We start from the raw sequence: 16160 nt of genomic DNA on the forward strand, positions 1-16160 counted from the left end.
GGTGTCTACCTAACGGGGGTCAGGTCCATCGACGAAGTCACGCTCGGCACGACCAAAGCCGAAAAGCAACACATCGATGCCCACGCGATCCTTGAAGAACTCGACCTTGCCGACCATGAGTCCGACCATCCGCAAGCGCTGTCTGGTGGGCAGCGCCAACGCCTGGTTATTGCTACAGCGCTTGCTGCGAACAAGAAAGTTTACATCTTCGACGAACCCACGTCCGGTGTTGGCTACAAGCACCTTGTCGCGATTTCCCGAGTAATGCGTAAACTCGCTGACACTGGTGCCGTCGTCATTGTCATCACCCACGACGCTGAACTCGTTACCGAGGTCGCCGACCATAGCGTCCGCCTTGACCAGATCAACGCCTGCTAACGCAAACGCTCGCTCAGCCGAAAGAGAGGAAAGCGTTTCCGCAGGTCAGAGCTAATGCGCTATACACTCGCTAACGCAAGCGATTTTCTTGACCCCCTTGGGGCGTACGCGCTAACGCAAACGCCTACTTATCATTTTCGACGTCATAGTGGAGCCGGCGACGAGAATCGAACTCGCACTCTCAGCTTGGGAAGCTGATGTTCTACCACTAAACTACGCCGGCATCTGCCGCACAATGATACGCGCGACAATGGGGATACTGTAGCACCGTCCCTCCCTGAATCGGAAAACGAGCCTGCCGTATGCTTGTGGCGTGCTTCTTTCAGATCATGACATCCGTGACGCTATTGATTCCGGCCGCCTCGGCATCGACCCGTACGACGCTTCGCTGGTGCAGCCGAGCTCAATTGACGTGCGCATGGACAAGTTCTTCCGCGTCTTCAATAACTCGAAGTACACGCACATCGATCCGAAGCTGGAAATGCCGGATCTGACCACGGCAGTGGAGGTACCCGAGGGCGAGGCCTTCGTGCTGCACCCGGGCGAGTTCGTCCTCGCGTCCACGTTGGAGCACTTCACACTGCCCGCGGACCTGGCTGGCCGCCTGGAGGGCAAGAGTTCGCTGGGCCGACTTGGCCTGCTCACGCACTCCACCGCGGGCTTCATTGACCCGGGTTTTTCCGGCCACATCACCCTCGAGCTGTCGAACGTGGCGAACCTGCCGATCACGCTGTGGCCCGGCATGAAGGTCGGCCAGCTCGCCATCTTCAACATGTCCTCGCCCGCGGAAGTCCCGTACGGCTCTGGTGCGCTCGGCTCGAAGTACCAGGGCCAGCGCGGGCCCACGCCGTCGCGCGCGTACTTGAACTTCCGGTAGCCCTATTTTTCAAAAACAGCGGTTTTTGCAAAATAGGATCGCGTCTCGCGCTGCTTGTTTGCAACTTTGAAAAATACAGCGCCCAAGCCGCCCTACGCCCCTCACCCTGCCGTGTCCGACCCGACCGGGCATAATAGGCAGTTATGCGGATGACAGTAATTGGCACCGGATATCTCGGTGCAACCCACGCGGCATGCATGGCTGAACTTGGCCATGAGGTGCTGGGCGTGGACGTAGACCAAGAAAAGATCGATCAGCTCAAGGCCGGAAAGGTCCCGTTCTACGAGCCGGGCCTGCCGGAGGTACTTGAGCGCAACATGGCCGCTGGTCGCCTGGATTTCACCACCTCATACGAGGAGGCAGCGGCCTTCGGCAATGTCCACTTCATCGGCGTTGGGACCCCGCAGCAGCGCGGCTCTTACGCGGCGGATACTCGCTACGTGGAGGCCGTGATCGATTCGTTGGTGCCGCACCTGGAGGGTGCGCACGTCATCTTTGGTAAGTCGACGGTGCCGGTGGGTACCGCCGCGGCGCTGCAGGAGCGCGCAAATAACCTCGCCGCTCCGGGAACCACTGTGGAGATCGCGTGGAACCCGGAGTTTCTGCGCGAAGGCTACGCGGTCAAGGACACGATTGAGCCGGACCGCATTGTGCTGGGCACTCGCCCGGAAGATTCGCAGGCAGAGGCCATTGCGCGCGAGGTCTACGCGACCCCGCTATCCAATGACACCCCGTTCATCCTCACCGATCTGCAGACTGCGGAGCTGGTGAAGGTGTCCGCCAACGCCTTTTTGGCCACGAAGATCTCGTTCATCAACGCGGTCAGTGAGGTCTGCGAGATTGTGGGCGCGGACGTGACCAAGCTGGCCGACGCCATTGGCTACGACGACCGGATTGGCCGCAAGTTCCTGGGCGCGGGCCTGGGCTTCGGCGGCGGCTGCCTGCCGAAGGACATTCGCGCGTTCATGGCTCGCGCGGGCGAGCTGGGCGCGGACCAGGCACTGACCTTCCTGCGCGAGGTGGACGCGGTGAACATGCGTCGCCGCGAGCGCGTGGTGGACATAGCGCGCGCGGAGCTGGGCAGCCTGATCGGCCGCCGCATCACGGTCCTCGGCGCGGCGTTTAAGCCGAACTCGGACGATGTGCGCGATTCGCCGGCGCTCGCGGTCGCGGGCCAGCTCTCGCTCGCGGGTGCCGCGGTGCGCGTCTTTGACCCGGAGGCGATGGACAACGCCCGCCGCGTGTTCCCCACGCTGGACTACGCGGACACGCTCGAGGACGCGCTCGCTGGCGCTGAGCTGGTCATTCTCGCCACCGAGTGGAAGCAGTTCAAGGAGATGGATCCTGTCGCTTCGGCGAAGCTCGTGGAGCAGCCGCTGCTTATCGACGGCCGCAACGTCCTCGACGTCCCCACCTGGCAGCAGGCGGGCTGGACCATGCGGGCCCTGGGGCGGAACCTGTAGAACTCGCCGCTTCCGGGGTGCATGATGGAGGTATGGCTGAAGAAAAATCTGCACCCCTTGTCAAAGGCGCCCTCGGTGCCGCTGCGGCGGCGCTCGGCGGGATTGCCGTCCACGATCTGACGCAGCAGAAGTACCCAGTGCTGCGGAACTACCCGGTGCTGGGGCACATGCGTTACCTGCTCACGGATCTTGGCCCAGAGCTGCGCCAATACTTCATTGAGCGGGACTGGGACGGCCGCCCCTTCAACCGGGACCAGCGCAACGCCATCTACGAGCGCGCCAAGGGGATACAGAGCGAGACTGCTTTCGGCACGGTGCAAAACGTGCGCGAACCTGGCCACGAGTACCTGGTGCACTCGGTCGCGCCGGTCGCGCAGCCGGATGAGCCGCCGCGCACGCTCATCGGGGGCAAGGACTGCGCGAAGCCTTATTCGATGTCGCTGATGAACGTTTCGGCGATGAGTTTCGGTTCGCTGTCGCGCAACGCGATCCGGGCGCTGAACAAGGGCGCGGAACTCGGCGGGTTCGCCCACGATACTGGCGAGGGCGGGCTGAGTCCGTACCACATGGAAAACAACGGCGACCTGATCTGGGAGCTGGGTACCGGCTACTTCTGCGCGCGCACTCCGGACGGCGACTTCGATCCCGCACAATTCCGCGAGAAGGCCGCGAATGACCAGGTTAAGATGGTGGAGCTGAAGCTGAGCCAGGGCGCGAAGCCCGGCATTGGCGGCGTGCTGCCGGCGGACAAGATCACCGAAGAAGTTTCGCAGATTCGCGGGGTTCCGCGCGGGCAGGACTGCATTAGCCCGGCCCGCCACCGCGTCTTTTCCACGCCGACCGAGCTGATCGAATTCATTGCGCAGATGCGCGAGCTCTCTGGCGGCAAGCCCGCGGGCTTCAAGTTATGCGTGGGTAGTCGTCGAGAAGTGCTCGCGATCTGCAAGGCGATGCGCGAGGTGGGCACCGCCCCGGACTTCATCGTGGTCGACGGCTCCGAGGGCGGCACGGGTGCGGCCCCGATCGACTTCGAGGACCACGTGGGCATGCCGCTGACGCACGGGCTGATGACGGTGCACAATGCGCTCGTCGGCACTGGCCTGCGCGACCAGGTCAAGATCGGCGCGTCGGGCAAGGTCGCGGGCGGTTCGGACATCGTGATGCGCCTGATTCAGGGTGCCGACTTCACCAACGCCGCCCGCGCCATGATGATGGCGCTCGGCTGCATCCAGGCGCAGCGCTGCCACACCGGCAAGTGCCCCTCGGGCGTGGCCACGCAGGACCCGCGCCGCAACCGCGCGATCGTGGTGGAGGAGAAGTCGCACGCCGTCTACAACTTCCAGAAGGCGACAGTTGCGCAGGCCGTGCGGCTGATGGCGTCGATGGGGGTCAGCGACCCGGCGGAGCTTACCCCGGCGATGCTGCGCCGCAACGTCTCGCCCACCGAGGCACGCTCCTACGCCGAGCTCTACGAGTGGCTTGCGCCTGGCCAGCTACTCGACGACGCCCCGGCGTCCTGGGCCGACGACTGGCAGGCAGCCTCCGCGGACACCTTCCGCCCGGTGTAGGGCCGCAACGCCCGTGGTAGGCGGGCGTGCAAAAAGTTCCCGGGTTCGCCTTGAAACCGGGAACTATTTTCGGGAAAAGGCCCATAACATCAGGTCAAATCATCGATGGAAACTTCCCTGTCAAGGTTCATACGCTCACAGAAGTCTTCGTCGTGGCTGACGAGAAGAAGCGCACCTGCATAACTCTCAAGAGCGGAGACAAGCCAGTTCACGGTTGAGATATCGATGTTGTTGGTGGGCTCGTCGAGAAGCAATAGCTGCGGAGCAGGCGACGAAAGAAGAACACGGGCAAACTCGACGCGGAAACGCTCACCACCCGAAAGCGTTCCGATAGGTGCGTGGACAGTCTCATTCTGAAACAACAATTGCGCGAGTTGGTCCCGAATATACTGCGGATCAGCAGAGGCGTTAGCCTCCGAGACCAACTCCAAGACTGACCGGTTGGGGTCAAGAGCAATGCGCTGCCGGAGGTACCCCACATTCTCAATCACGTACCCCGCGCCTCCGTCTGCAACAGAGTTGAGCAGGGTCGTCTTTCCGCTGCCGTTCGGTCCAGTGATCCGGACACGCTCGGGGCCCACAACAGTGAGTCCTGGGATTTCCATAACGCGGGTTCCGTTCGGAAGCGCCGTTCCGGGAAGCTCAATGTACACATGTTGATCGTCGCGAACCTTGTCTTGCGCGTGACGATACTCAGCGAGAGACGACTCCACAGACTCGGCATGAGCCGCACCACGCCGAGCAGCAGTCTTCTCAGACCGATCCTTGTCCAGCCCCATCGCCATGCCAGGTTTACGATTGTTAGCAGCGAACTTCTTTCCGCGACGAGCGTCCCGCGCAATGCGAGTTTGCATCGCCTCACGCTCTCGAACCTGCCTACTGTGAATCGTCTTCTTTTCCCGAACCTCCCGCATCGCTGCATCTTGTTCATTGGCCAGAGCTTCACGGTAGGCGGAGTAGTTACCGGGGAAAAGTCGTAGCTTCCCGTCGTGAAGTTCTGCAATTTCGTCCACGGAATCCAACAAGTCGCGATCGTGGCTCACCACAATCGCAGGAACAGTGGATTTGGAAAGAGCGCGGATTAGCTGGGCTTTCGCTTCCGCATCGAGGTTGTTCGTGGGCTCGTCCATGACAATGAAATCGGGGTTGTCAGCCATGAGCGCAGCTAGTGCAACACGAACAGCCTCTCCACCGGACAGTGTAAACAGCGGCCTATCCAGGTTGAGCTCGAGTCCATGAGCTGACAACACAGCCCGAGTCTCTTCGGCAGCATCCCACCGGTCACCGATGAGCTCGAACAATTCGGGATTGAACTGGCCACCTTCGATGGCGCTGATTGCCTCGATGATTTCGGTGATCCCAAAGACGTCTGAAACCGTAGTGTCCAGTTGCAGTCCAAGATCCTGAGGTAGGTAAGCGATTTTCGACGGGCGCTCGACCGAACCAGTGCTCGGTTGCAGCTCGCCGAGGATGACCCTGATCAGACTCGTTTTTCCGGAACCGTTATCGCCGATCAGGCCGGTCAGGTGACTTGAAAAAATGGCGTTTAAGTCCGAGAAGCAGGGGGATCCGTTAGGCCACTCGAGGGAGACGTTATTCAGGGAAATAGGCATGCTCATTCAACTTTCTGTTTCGTGTTAGGCGGAAACACGGAACTTGAGCACGGCCTATTCCTTCCTTCGGGGACAGTTCCTCGTCGATATTATGACAGTGTCCGTCGGGGGTCAAGGGGTTTGCGCTGCTGTAAGTCGGGATAGGTGATGGTTTGAAGGTGGACCGCGGCTGACAGATTGCGGCGGAATCTGTCAGCGACCGGCAGCGGCACCCAACCGCCAACAAACGAGCCCTAGTGCTGGTGGTAATCGGCCAGGAAGTTGCCTAGGCGCTCGAGGGCGTTTTCCAACTGGGACGCCCAGGGCAGCGTCACTACGCGGAAGTGATCTGGTGTGGGGTAGTTAAACCCGCGGCCCTGCACCATCAAGATCTTCTCTGACTTGAGCAGGTCCAGCATGAAGCGCTCGTCGTCGTGGATGTTGTACATCTCGGCGTCGATCTTGGGGAAGCAGTAGAGCGCGCCCTTCGGCTCGACCACTGAGATGCCCGGGATCTCGCGCAGCTTGCGTACCGCCACGTCGCGCTGCTTGCGCAGGCGGCCGCCCTCCGCGGTGAGCTCGAAGATGGATTGGCGCCCGCCGAGCGCGACCTGGATCGCGTGTTGGCCGGGCACGTTCGCGCACAGACGCGTCCCGGAGAGCAGATCAAGCCCCTCGATGAAGCCCTTCGCGCGCCGGCGCGGGCCCGTGATGACCATCCAGCCTGCGCGGTAGCCGCACACGCGGTAGGCCTTAGACAGGCCGTTGAAGGTCAGGGTGATGACGTCGGGGGCAACTTCGGCCATGGAGATGTGCTGCGCATCGTCGTAAAGCACGCGGTCGTAGATCTCGTCAGCGAAGATCATCAGCTCGTGCTCGCGCGCAATGTCGGCGATGCCCTCGAGCACTTCGCGGGAGTAGACGGCCCCGGTGGGGTTGTTCGGGTTGATCACCACGATCGCCTTCGTCTTGGAGGTGACCTTGGAACGAATGTCCTCCAGCGAGGGGTTCCAGTCGTCCTCCTCATCGCAGGTGTAGTGGACAACCTTGCCGCCGGCCAGGGTGGAGGCGGCGGTCCACAGCGGGTAGTCGGGGGCGGGGATGAGGATCTCGTCGCCGTCGTTCAGCGCGGCCTGGGTGACCATGCTGATGAGCTCCGAGACACCGTTGCCCAGGTAGACATCGTCGATGTCGAGCGGCGGGAAGTCGTCGATCATTTCGTAGCGCGTCACCACGGCGCGGCGGGCCGAGGTGATGCCCTTGGAGGTGGTGTAACCCTGCGAGGTAGGCAGGTTGGCGATCATGTCGCGCATGATCACGTCCGGCGCCTCGAAACCGAAGACTGCGGGGTTGCCGGTGTTCAGCTTGAGGATGGTGTGGCCGTCGCGCTCCATCTCCTCCGCCGTGGCAGACACCGGGCCGCGAATGTCGTAGAAGACATTTTTCAGTTTCTCGGCCTGGTCGAAGTGGCGGTGCGGGCGCGGCTTCTTTGCCTTCGCCGGTGTGGGCTGCGGGGCGGATTCATCCTTATTTGTGGCCATACGGCCATGTTAGCCACGGCGACGGAACTTGTTCAGTGATTCCTGAGCAAAATTCAGGGTATCGCCGGTGAGACGGTCGATCTGTTCGCGCCGCTCCACCTTGCGTTGCGCTACGTCAAAGGCGCGGTCCGCCTCCAGCTCGAGCTGCTTCGCGCGAACGAGTCGGCGCTGCGCCCGTTCGATGTCGCGTAGCGATGGGCTGTACCAGCTATCCGGGCCGACCTTCATGACGTAGAGCAGGATGAACAGCACGGGCACCACGGCGAGGACCGCGGGGGCATTGAAGACTAAGGCGGCGGTGACGCTGCCGACCGTACCCAGCCAGAAGATCCCGGCGCGCGTGCGGCGGCCCGAGCGGCGCGCCTCCACCACCTCGCGGGCGCTGAAGACGGGCACGTCCTGCTGCACCTGGGCGACATCCGTTGAGCCGAAGGCAGGCCGCTGCGGCAGGTCGGCGAACAGGGGAGCGAGGTCCGTGCGCGTGACCGCGGTGGTGCAGGCCTGACAACGCTCGTCGTACTCCTGCATGCTCAGTCGGCCCTCGCCCAGCGCGTTGCCGAGCGCGGTCATGGCCGCGGTGCGGTCGGCGTCAGAAAGGCGCACGTGATCTGGCTGGCGGGCACTGGTCATGAGGGAAGCGAGCTCCTTTGGTTCAAACGCGCGTAGAAAAGGGCCGGAGATATCTCCGACCCTTCGAAGTGTAACACTCGCCTATGCGGCCCAGCGGGAATCCGGACCGGTCACGCGGTCGTTAAAGCGGGTGCGGGCCGTGTCGTACTCGTCCTCCGGCAGCTGGTAGAAGTACACGCGCGGCAGGACGCCCTCGACGCGGTTGAGGTAGGAGTTTATGAACTCCTCCAGCGCGGCGTTGTCCTCGACCGACTCGGCGTTGACGTAGACAAACAGCGGGCGGGCCAGGGGATATTCGCCTTCCTGGGTGGCGTCGCGCGCAGGGGCGACGCCGTCGACGGTGACGTTGTCGATCCGGTCGCGTACCGCGCCCTCGGTGGCCAGGTAGTTACCGGTACCCATGAAGCCGATGGCGTTTGTATCCTCGGCGATCCAGGTGGAGAGCTCGTCGATGTCGTCGGTGGCCTCGTAGTCCTCGCGGATGGTGTCGCCGCCGAGCACCTTGTCCTTGAACACCTCAAGGGTGCCGGAGCCGTCCGGGCGGCCGTACAGAGAGATCTCCTCGTCAGGCCAGGACGGGTCGATGTCGGACCAGGTGGTGACCGGGGAATCCTGCGACCACACGTCGTGCAGCTGCTCGACGGTGAGGTCGTCTGCCCACGTGTTCTCAGCGTTCTTCACAATGGTCACTGCATCCAACGCGATGGGCAGCTCGATGAACTCTACCCCGTTGTCGCTGCACTGCTTTTGAAACTCTTCCGGGATCGGCACGGAGGAGTCGTTGATGTCCGACGTGCCGTCACAGAAGTCGGCGAAGCCGTCGGTGGAGCCGTCGGCGGTGATGCGCACGTCCTGCTGGGAGCGCTCAGCAATGAACGCGGTGATCGGCTCGACGGTGGCGGAACCGGTGACGTGAATCGGCCCATCTGTACTCGGCTGGGCGTCGGTGTTGGATTCGCTGGAGCATGCACTCAGACCGCCAACGGTCAGCGCGAGTGCGGTAGTAAGTGCGAGGATGCGCGAGTTCATACCTGATCCTTCCCATGCTTCTTCTTCGAGGCTTCGTCGCGCAGCTCGCGGAAGAGGCTCAGCACGTCGCGCCAGCGGGGACGGGTCAGCTCGAGGTACTGGGGGATGTGATTGAGCTCCTCGAGCTGTTCGGGCGTGAGGCGCTCATGGTCGGCCTTTTCACGCTCCTCCAGCTCGTTGCGCAACACGCGGGACGTTTCCTCGAGCTCGTTGATCAGCTCTTGCAGTTCGGCGTTCGGCGCGTCCGCGTCAATCAGCTTCTGCGCTCGCTTGCCCGAGGTGGACTGTTCGGATTCGGGGTGAGTCATGGCAGTTCCTTAAGGGTGCTTAGAAGAAGACGTTGGTGATCAAAACGGCGAGGAGCGGGAGGGCGAAGAAGATGCCGCCGACCCAGATGAAGACGTACCACTTGTTCTTATCCGCCAAAGTGGCCAGCCAGTTCGCGCCCTTCGGGGGCAGTACGCGCAGGAATGGCAGCGTCATGATGACGAGCGCACCGAAGACGTTGAACATGGTGTGTACGAGTGCACCCTGCATCGCCGCCTCCGCCTCCACACCGGAGGCGGAGAAGGCGGCGATCAGGCCCGTGACGGTAGTACCAATGTTGGCGCCCACCACGAAGGGGAACAGCTCTGTGACCTTGAACTTGCCGGAAGCCGCCAGCGGGACGGTCAGCGAGGTCGTGGTGGAGGAGGACTGGACGGCGGTGGTGATGATGGCGCCGGAGAGGATGCCCGTGATCGGGCCGCGGCCGAGTGCTGCGTGCAGCATCTCCTGGGCGCGGCCCACGAGCAGGGCGGACAGCATCTTGCCGATGTAGCCGATGACCACCAGGATGAGCACGACACCGGCGACGGACAGCACGATGCCGCCCCACACGTCGCCCAGCGGACTGACGATGAGCGTGGCCAGGTTGACCAGCGGCTCCGTGATTGCGTCGACGCCGTTGCCAACTACCTCGAAGATGCCGGCGAGCACGCCGTCGCCCTCGCCCGCGAGCGAGCCGGCGAAGACGCCAGAGACCTTGGAGAGGAAGCCGGTGAAGATTTCTAGCGGGAAGAAGATGGCCAGCGCGAGCAGGTTATAGAAGTCGTGCACCGTGGCCATGGAGAATGCGCGGTGGAACTGCTGCTTGTTGCCGGACAGGCCGAGGGCAACCAGGGTGGAGGTCACCGTGGTACCGATGTTGGCACCGAAGAGCATGGGCACCGCCACCTCGAGCGGGAGGCCACCGGCAATCATGCCGACGGTAATAGAGGTGGTGGTGGAAGACGACTGCATGATGGCGGTGGCGAGGATGCCGACCGCCAGGCCGACGAAGGGGTTCTCGGCAAAGGCAAAGAGCTCCTTGGCCTGGTCGCCCGCCGCCATCTTGAAGCCGGCACCGATCATGCCGACGGCGTTGAGCAGCAGCCAGATAGCCAGGACAACCGAGATCCACTCGGCCGCCTTCTTCGCGCCGCCGCTCAACGGGAGCCAGCCGAGCGGGTCGGCCGGTGCGTCCTCGCTCTGTGCTTCCTGCGGCTCACTGTCTAGGTGGGGCTTGGTGGCGACGGTGCTGCCCACCGTGTCGCGTGTGACGTCTCTGCTCATCTGCGCTCTCGATCAACGTGTGTACAAAAACTCGGTCGTGCAGCACCATAGACGCCCGAAGCAGATTCCCCGTGTCTTCTCGGTTAACTTACAGCAAATTAAATACAGGCTCCCTAAGTATTTGTGAACTGGCTCTGGTGGAGCGCGTAGTACGCGCCCCGGCGTTTGAGCAGCTCATCGTGAGTTCCTTGCTCCACGATCCGACCGGACTCCATGACTAGGATCACGTCCGCGTCTCGAATGGTGGAAAGCCGGTGCGCGATGACAAAGGAGGTGCGCTGCGCCCGCAGCGCGTGCATCGCCTGCTGCACGAGCACCTCGGTGCGCGTGTCCACCGCTGAGGTCGCTTCATCGAGCACCAGGATGGTGGGCTGCGAGAGGAACGCGCGGGCAATCGTGATCAGCTGCCGCTCACCTGCCGAAAGCGCCCCGCCGTCCTGGTCCACCACCGTGTCGTAGCCCTCCGGCAGCGTGCGCACGAAGCGATCCACGTACGTGGCCTTCGCCGCAGCGATGACCTCGTCGTCCGTCGCGTCGAGTCGCCCATAGCGAATATTTTCCATGATCGTGCCTTCGAAGAGCACCGCGTCCTGCAGCACCATGCCAACTTGGCTGCGCAACGCCGTGCGCGTCAAGGTGCGGATGTCACGGCCATCGAGCTCAATCGCACCGGCGTCCACGTCGTAGAAGCGCATGAGCAGGTTGACCAGCGTGGTCTTGCCAGCGCCGGTCGGCCCCACAATCGCGGCGGTCTGCCCAGGCGCAACGCGCAGGCTCAGGTCCTGGATCAGCGGCTCGTCGGTGTACGAGAAGGAGACGTCGCGGAACTCCACCAGGCCTTCCGGGCTCTCGCTTATCGACGCCGCGTCGTCCCGCACGTCCGCCACCTCCTCTTCCGCATCGAGCAACTCGAAGATGCGCTCGGCGGAGGCAACGCCGGACTGGATCATCTGCATCATGCCAGCGAGCTCGCCAAGGGGTTGGTTGAACTGGCGTGAGTACTGGATGAACGCAGTGGCGTCGCCAAGCGTCATCTGCCCGCTGGCCACTCGCAGGCCGCCGAGGACGGCGATGGCCACGTACGAAAGGTAGGAGATGAACTGCATGAGCGGGTGCATCGAGTTGGCGAGGAACTGCGCCTTGCCTGCAGCAACGGCGAGACGTTCGTTGCGCTCGTCGAACTCGCGGTGCAGCTCATCGGTGCGGCCGAAGATGAGCGCGACCTCGTGGCCAGAAAACGCCTCCTCGACCTGGCCGTTGACCTCGCCGGTGGCTTTCCACTGCGCGGCGAACTGCTTCTGCGAGCGGGTGCCCACCACGCCCATGGCGAGAGCTGTGAGGGGGATGGACAGCAGCGCGACCAGCGCGAGCTGCCAGGAGATCACGAACATCATCGCGATGATGCCCACCACTGTGAGGACCGCGTTGAAGATCTGCGACAGTGCCTGTTGCAGTGCTTGCTGCACGTTGTCCACGTCGTTGGTGGTGCGGCTCATCACGTCGCCGCGCTGGCGCGAGTCGAAGTAGCTCAGCGGCAGGCGGTGCAGTTTTGCCTCCACGCGCTCACGCAGCTGGTAGACAGTGCGCATGGTCAGCCGGTTCAGGATCGCACCCTGCGCCCACATCAGTACCGATGAGAAGACGTACAGCGCCAGGATCACCAGGATCAGGTCGCGCAAGCGAGCAAAATCGATGCCCTCGCCCGGGCGCAGATCCATGGCCGAGGCCATATCTGCGAAGCGCTCCTGGCCGGCAGCGCGCAAGCCTTCGACAGCTTGGTCCTTGCTGACCCCGGCCGGCATGCGGCCTGAGATCGCGCCACTAAAGATCACGTCCATCGCCTGGCCCAGCACCTTCGGTGCCCAGACGGCGAGCACAACGGCTGCGATGTTCATCACGAACACTGCCGTCAGCGCGAGCTTGTACGGGGCGAGCAGGCCTACCAGCCGTTTCGCCGAGGGCCAGAACTGTTTCGCCTGCCGTGGTTCTTGCTCACTCATGCCTGTACCGCCTTCTGGCTCTGTTCGATTTCCCGGTATGTCTGGCTGGTCTTCAAAAGCTCCTCGTGGGTACCGCGGGCGACGATCTCGCCGGCCTCCAACACCAGAATCTGGTCCGCCCCGCGGAGCGAAGCGATGCGCTGGCCGACAATGATGACGACCTTGCCCGCGGTGTATTCGCTCATCGCGGCGCGCACACGCGCGTCCGTGGAGGCATCCAGCGCGGAGAAGGCGTCGTCGAAGAGGTACACATCCGGCTGTGCGACCAGCATCCGTGCGATGGAGAGGCGCTGACGCTGCCCGCCGGAGACGTTGGTGCCGCCCTGGGAGATCTCCATGTCCAGGTCGTCTACGAAGTCGGCCTGCGCCACGCGCAGCGCCTTCCAGAGCTCCTCGTCCGTGGCGTCAGGGTTGCCCATCCGCAGGTTGGAGGCAACGGTGCCGCTGAACAGCCAGGGCTTCTGCGGCACCATGGAGACGCGCTCGACGAGGTCGGTGCGGGCGAAGTGGGGGATGGGCGTGGCGTCGAGAAGCACTTGGCCCTCGGTTGGGTTGTGCAGGCGCGGGATGAGGCTGAGCAGCGTCGACTTGCCGGAGCCGGTCGCGCCGATGATCGCCGTGGTCGTGCCGGGACGTGCCGTGAAACTGATGTTCTTCAGCACGGGGGCCTCGGCGCCGGGGTAGGCGAAGGTGACGTCGCGGAACTCGATTTCGCCGCGGCGCTTCGTCGGGGTAGCGGGGGAGGCAGGCTCGATGATCTGCGGGTCGTGGCCGAGCACTTCGGCGACGCGGCGAGCGCAGACGATGGCGCGCGGCAGCATCATGAGCATGAAGGTGGCCATCATTACCGCCATGAGGATCTGCATGAGGTACTGCATGAATGCGGTGAGCGCACCGACCTCGACCAGGCCGTCATCAACGCGGTGCCCGCCGAACCAGAGGACCGCCGCGGTGGCGAGGTTGAGGATGAGCATGATGACGGGGAACATCGTGACGAAAACGCGGCCGATGTTCAACGAGACGCGGGTGATGCGCTCGTTGGCGTCGGTGAAGCGCTGCGCTTCGAACTCCTCGCGCCCAAACGCGCGGACAACGCGGATGCCCGCGATCTGCTCGCGCAGTACCCCGTTGATCGCGTCGAGGCGCTCCTGCATCGTGCGGAACATGGGCATGAGCAGGGCCGCGATGATGCCCACCACGACGGCGAGGGTCAGCACCGCCGTGACCACCAGCCAGGACAGCCCCGCGTCCTGGCGCAGCGCCATGATGATGCCGCCGACGGCCATGATCGGGGCGGTGACCATGAAGTTGAGGAAGAGTAGGAACGTCATCTGGATCTGCTGCACGTCGTTGGTGCCGCGGGTGATCAGTGACGGGGTGCCAAAGTGAGACATATCCTCCGGAGAGAAGCGGCTCACGTGGGCGAACACGGCTGCGCGGATGTCGCGGCCGGTGCGCATGGCGGTGCGCGAGGCGAACCAGATCGCCGCCACCGCCGTACTCACCTGCACGAGCGCGGCGGCGAGCATGACGCCGCCAGTGCGCCAGATGTAGGGCACATCGCCTTGGGCGACGCCCTGGTCGATGATCGCGGCGTTGAGATCCGGCAGGTACAGCGTGGCCAGAGTCGTAAGCAGCTGGAGGATGACCACTGCGAGGATCGCGGGCCAATACGCCGCGGCGTGCCTGGCGAGTAGGCGAGTGAGATGCATGGGCGCATGCTAGCACCTAAAACCCTTGACCTGCACCTTCTTAAGCGTGACAGGTCAACATGTCGATTTTGGGCCGAAAAATCGACACGTCGCGCGGACGTTTCGATTCGGTGTACATGTCGGGTTTATTCGCCGGCGCGGGAGTGACTGAGCATGTCGTCCCACTCCACGATCTTCTTGCGCTCGCGCGGGAACTTCTCGTCGGCCTCGCCCAGGGCGCGCTCCGCCTCGTCGAGCTTGTACCAGCCGGCCCAGGTGGCGTAGTCGATGCCGCGCTCGCGCAGCAGGCCGAGGATGTCGTCGATGCCGGTGTGCGACGGGGTAGCCAGCTTGCCCGCGTCCGCGTCGGCGAGCAGCATGTCGGTGGTTTCCTTCGCGTCCGACTTGGTGTTACCGATCAGGCCGACCGGGCCGCGCTTGATCCAGCCGGTCACGTACAGCTTCTCCTCGGGAGCAGCGCCGTCTTCGGCAGAGACGAGGACGCGGCCGCCGTCGTTCGGGATGACGTGGCGCTCAAGGTCGAAGGGCACGCCTTCGACGGGCTCGGAGCGGTAGCCGACGGCGTGGTAGACCTGCTGGGCGGGCCAGTCGGTGAACTTGCCGGTGCCCTTGATGCCGCCGTTACCGTCAAGCTCTTGGCGCTCGGTGCGGATGCCGGTGGTGTTACCGGCGTCGTCTACCAGGACCTCCACCGGTTCCTCGAAGAAGTGGATGTGAATCTTGTGCGGCGCATCGTCCGGCTCGCGCATGGCGTACTGCTCGAGCACCTGGCAGTTCAGATCGATGGACTTGTCCGCGCGGCGGACTTCCTCGCTGGCGGCGTCGTAGTCGATGTCTTCCGGGTCGACGAGGACCTGGATGGTATCCGACAAGTCCATCTCGCGCAGTTCCTTCGGGGTGAACTTGGCCTGCGCCGGGCCGCGGCGGCCGAACATGTGGACCGTTTCGGCCTGGTTCTTCTTCAAGGACTCGTACACGTTGTCCGGGATCTCGGTGACGGCGAGCTCGTCGCCGGTCTTGGCCAGCACGCGCGAGATATCGAGGGCGACGTTGCCCACACCAATGACGGCGACTTCCTTGGCTTCGAGGTTCCAATCGCGTTCGAAGCGGGGGTTGCCGTCGTAGAAACCGACGAACTCGCCGGCACCGATGGACTTGTCGCCGTTCGGGATGAGCAGCTCGCGGTCACGCACAGCGCCGGTGGACAGGATGACGGCGTCGTAGTAATCACGCAGCTCGTCGATGGTGACGTCGCGGCCGACGGTGACGTTGGCGATCAGGCGCAGGTTGTCCTTATCCAGCACCCGGTGCAGGGACTTGACGATGCCCTTGATCCGCGGGTGGTCGGGGGCGACGCCGTAGCGAATCAGCCCGAAGGGGGCGGGCATCTGCTCGAAGAGGTCGACGTGGATGTCGTGCTCCGCGTTGCGGAGGAGGAGGTCGGAAGCGTAAATGCCGGCCGGGCCGGCGCCGACGACGGCGACGCGCAGACTCATGTAAGGGGTGTCCTTTCGAGATAGGGGTCCGTTTAATATTCAACCAATATAGCGTATAGACAGCTTGGTCTGAAAGTTGGGGCGTGTCAAGGCCAGTGCTTCTCGACGCCCCTCCGTCCGCCCATTCGCGCAGCGCAGCAGGGGTATCTGCCAGTGAAAAAATGACAGACCGGGTGGTCTGATTTGGCATGGAGGGGGTTTGCGTGACGTCGATAAGCGCACTGCTCGGTCTGAACTGGAATACATTCACAATAAATACGCAGTTCAGCGCCCATGATTTT

At 63.3% G+C, this 16160-nt stretch carries 13 protein-coding genes and 1 tRNA gene; 4 read left to right on the top strand and 10 right to left on the bottom strand.

Features of this window, described 5'->3' with window-relative positions:
* Window positions 1–378: ATP-binding cassette domain-containing protein (locus tag HMPREF2990_RS08260; protein WP_141757851.1), on the top strand; the 378-nt coding region annotated here is incomplete at its 5' end.
* A 149-nt stretch (window positions 379–527) separates the two neighbouring features.
* Here the strand turns inward: HMPREF2990_RS08260 and HMPREF2990_RS08265 are convergent.
* Window positions 528–601: transfer RNA gene (locus HMPREF2990_RS08265), tRNA-Gly, on the bottom strand.
* 90 nt (window positions 602–691) lie between these two features.
* On the opposite strand from HMPREF2990_RS08265, the gene dcd reads away from it, so the two are divergent.
* The 3 genes from dcd to HMPREF2990_RS08280 all read left to right on the top strand — a co-directional run bounded on the left by dcd (window position 692) and on the right by HMPREF2990_RS08280 (window position 4286).
* Entirely contained in the window at window positions 692–1255 is a 564-nt protein-coding gene (gene dcd, locus HMPREF2990_RS08270) for a dCTP deaminase (RefSeq protein WP_038592756.1), read from the top strand.
* A 143-nt stretch (window positions 1256–1398) separates the two neighbouring features.
* Window positions 1399–2718, top strand: coding sequence for a UDP-glucose dehydrogenase family protein (locus HMPREF2990_RS08275; RefSeq protein WP_083317089.1), 1320 nt, complete (start codon window positions 1399–1401; stop codon window positions 2716–2718).
* A 32-nt stretch (window positions 2719–2750) separates the two neighbouring features.
* Window positions 2751–4286 carry an FMN-binding glutamate synthase family protein gene (locus HMPREF2990_RS08280; RefSeq protein ID WP_070763982.1) on the top strand — a complete coding sequence of 512 codons (1536 nt, stop codon included), beginning with the start codon at window positions 2751–2753 and terminating at the stop codon, window positions 4284–4286.
* A gap of 89 nt (window positions 4287–4375) precedes the next feature.
* Here HMPREF2990_RS08280 and HMPREF2990_RS08285 read toward each other — a convergent pair whose 3' ends face one another.
* The 9 genes from HMPREF2990_RS08285 to HMPREF2990_RS08325 form a co-directional block, all read right to left on the bottom strand.
* On the bottom strand, window positions 4376–5899 hold the full coding sequence (locus tag HMPREF2990_RS08285) for an ABC-F family ATP-binding cassette domain-containing protein (RefSeq protein ID WP_070764064.1): 1524 nt from the start codon (window positions 5897–5899) through the stop codon (window positions 4376–4378).
* Between the two features lie 233 nt (window positions 5900–6132).
* Complete coding sequence (locus HMPREF2990_RS08290) at window positions 6133–7419, bottom strand: pyridoxal phosphate-dependent aminotransferase (RefSeq protein ID WP_246817504.1); 1287 nt, start codon at window positions 7417–7419, stop codon at window positions 6133–6135.
* Between the two features lie 9 nt (window positions 7420–7428).
* Window positions 7429–8049 (bottom strand): DUF1707 SHOCT-like domain-containing protein, encoded by a 621-nt coding sequence (locus HMPREF2990_RS08295; protein ID WP_070763984.1) that lies wholly within the window; start codon window positions 8047–8049, stop codon window positions 7429–7431.
* An 81-nt stretch (window positions 8050–8130) separates the two neighbouring features.
* On the bottom strand, window positions 8131–9078 hold the full coding sequence (locus HMPREF2990_RS08300) for a substrate-binding domain-containing protein (RefSeq protein ID WP_070763986.1): 948 nt from the start codon (window positions 9076–9078) through the stop codon (window positions 8131–8133).
* Window positions 9075–9386 carry a hypothetical protein gene (locus HMPREF2990_RS08305; RefSeq protein ID WP_070763988.1) on the bottom strand — a complete coding sequence of 104 codons (312 nt, stop codon included), beginning with the start codon at window positions 9384–9386 and terminating at the stop codon, window positions 9075–9077. The genes HMPREF2990_RS08300 and HMPREF2990_RS08305 overlap by 4 nt, the downstream gene beginning before the upstream one ends.
* A 19-nt stretch (window positions 9387–9405) precedes the next feature.
* Entirely contained in the window at window positions 9406–10671 is a 1266-nt protein-coding gene (locus tag HMPREF2990_RS08310) for a Na/Pi symporter (protein ID WP_083317090.1), read from the bottom strand.
* Window positions 10672–10784: 113 nt separating this feature from the next.
* Entirely contained in the window at window positions 10785–12671 is a 1887-nt protein-coding gene (locus HMPREF2990_RS08315; protein WP_083317091.1) for an ABC transporter ATP-binding protein, read from the bottom strand.
* Window positions 12668–14383 carry an ABC transporter ATP-binding protein gene (locus HMPREF2990_RS08320; protein ID WP_070763992.1) on the bottom strand — a complete coding sequence of 572 codons (1716 nt, stop codon included), beginning with the start codon at window positions 14381–14383 and terminating at the stop codon, window positions 12668–12670. Before HMPREF2990_RS08320 ends, HMPREF2990_RS08315 begins: the two co-directional genes overlap by 4 nt.
* Before the next feature lie 125 nt (window positions 14384–14508).
* A complete protein-coding gene (locus HMPREF2990_RS08325; RefSeq protein WP_070763994.1) occupies window positions 14509–15879 on the bottom strand; it encodes an FAD-dependent oxidoreductase in 1371 nt (456 codons plus the stop codon).
* Window positions 15880–16160: the final 281 nt, after the last annotated feature.

Source organism: Corynebacterium sp. HMSC071B10, assembly GCF_001814825.1.
In the GTDB taxonomy this organism is placed as follows: Bacteria; Actinomycetota; Actinomycetes; order Mycobacteriales; family Mycobacteriaceae; genus Corynebacterium.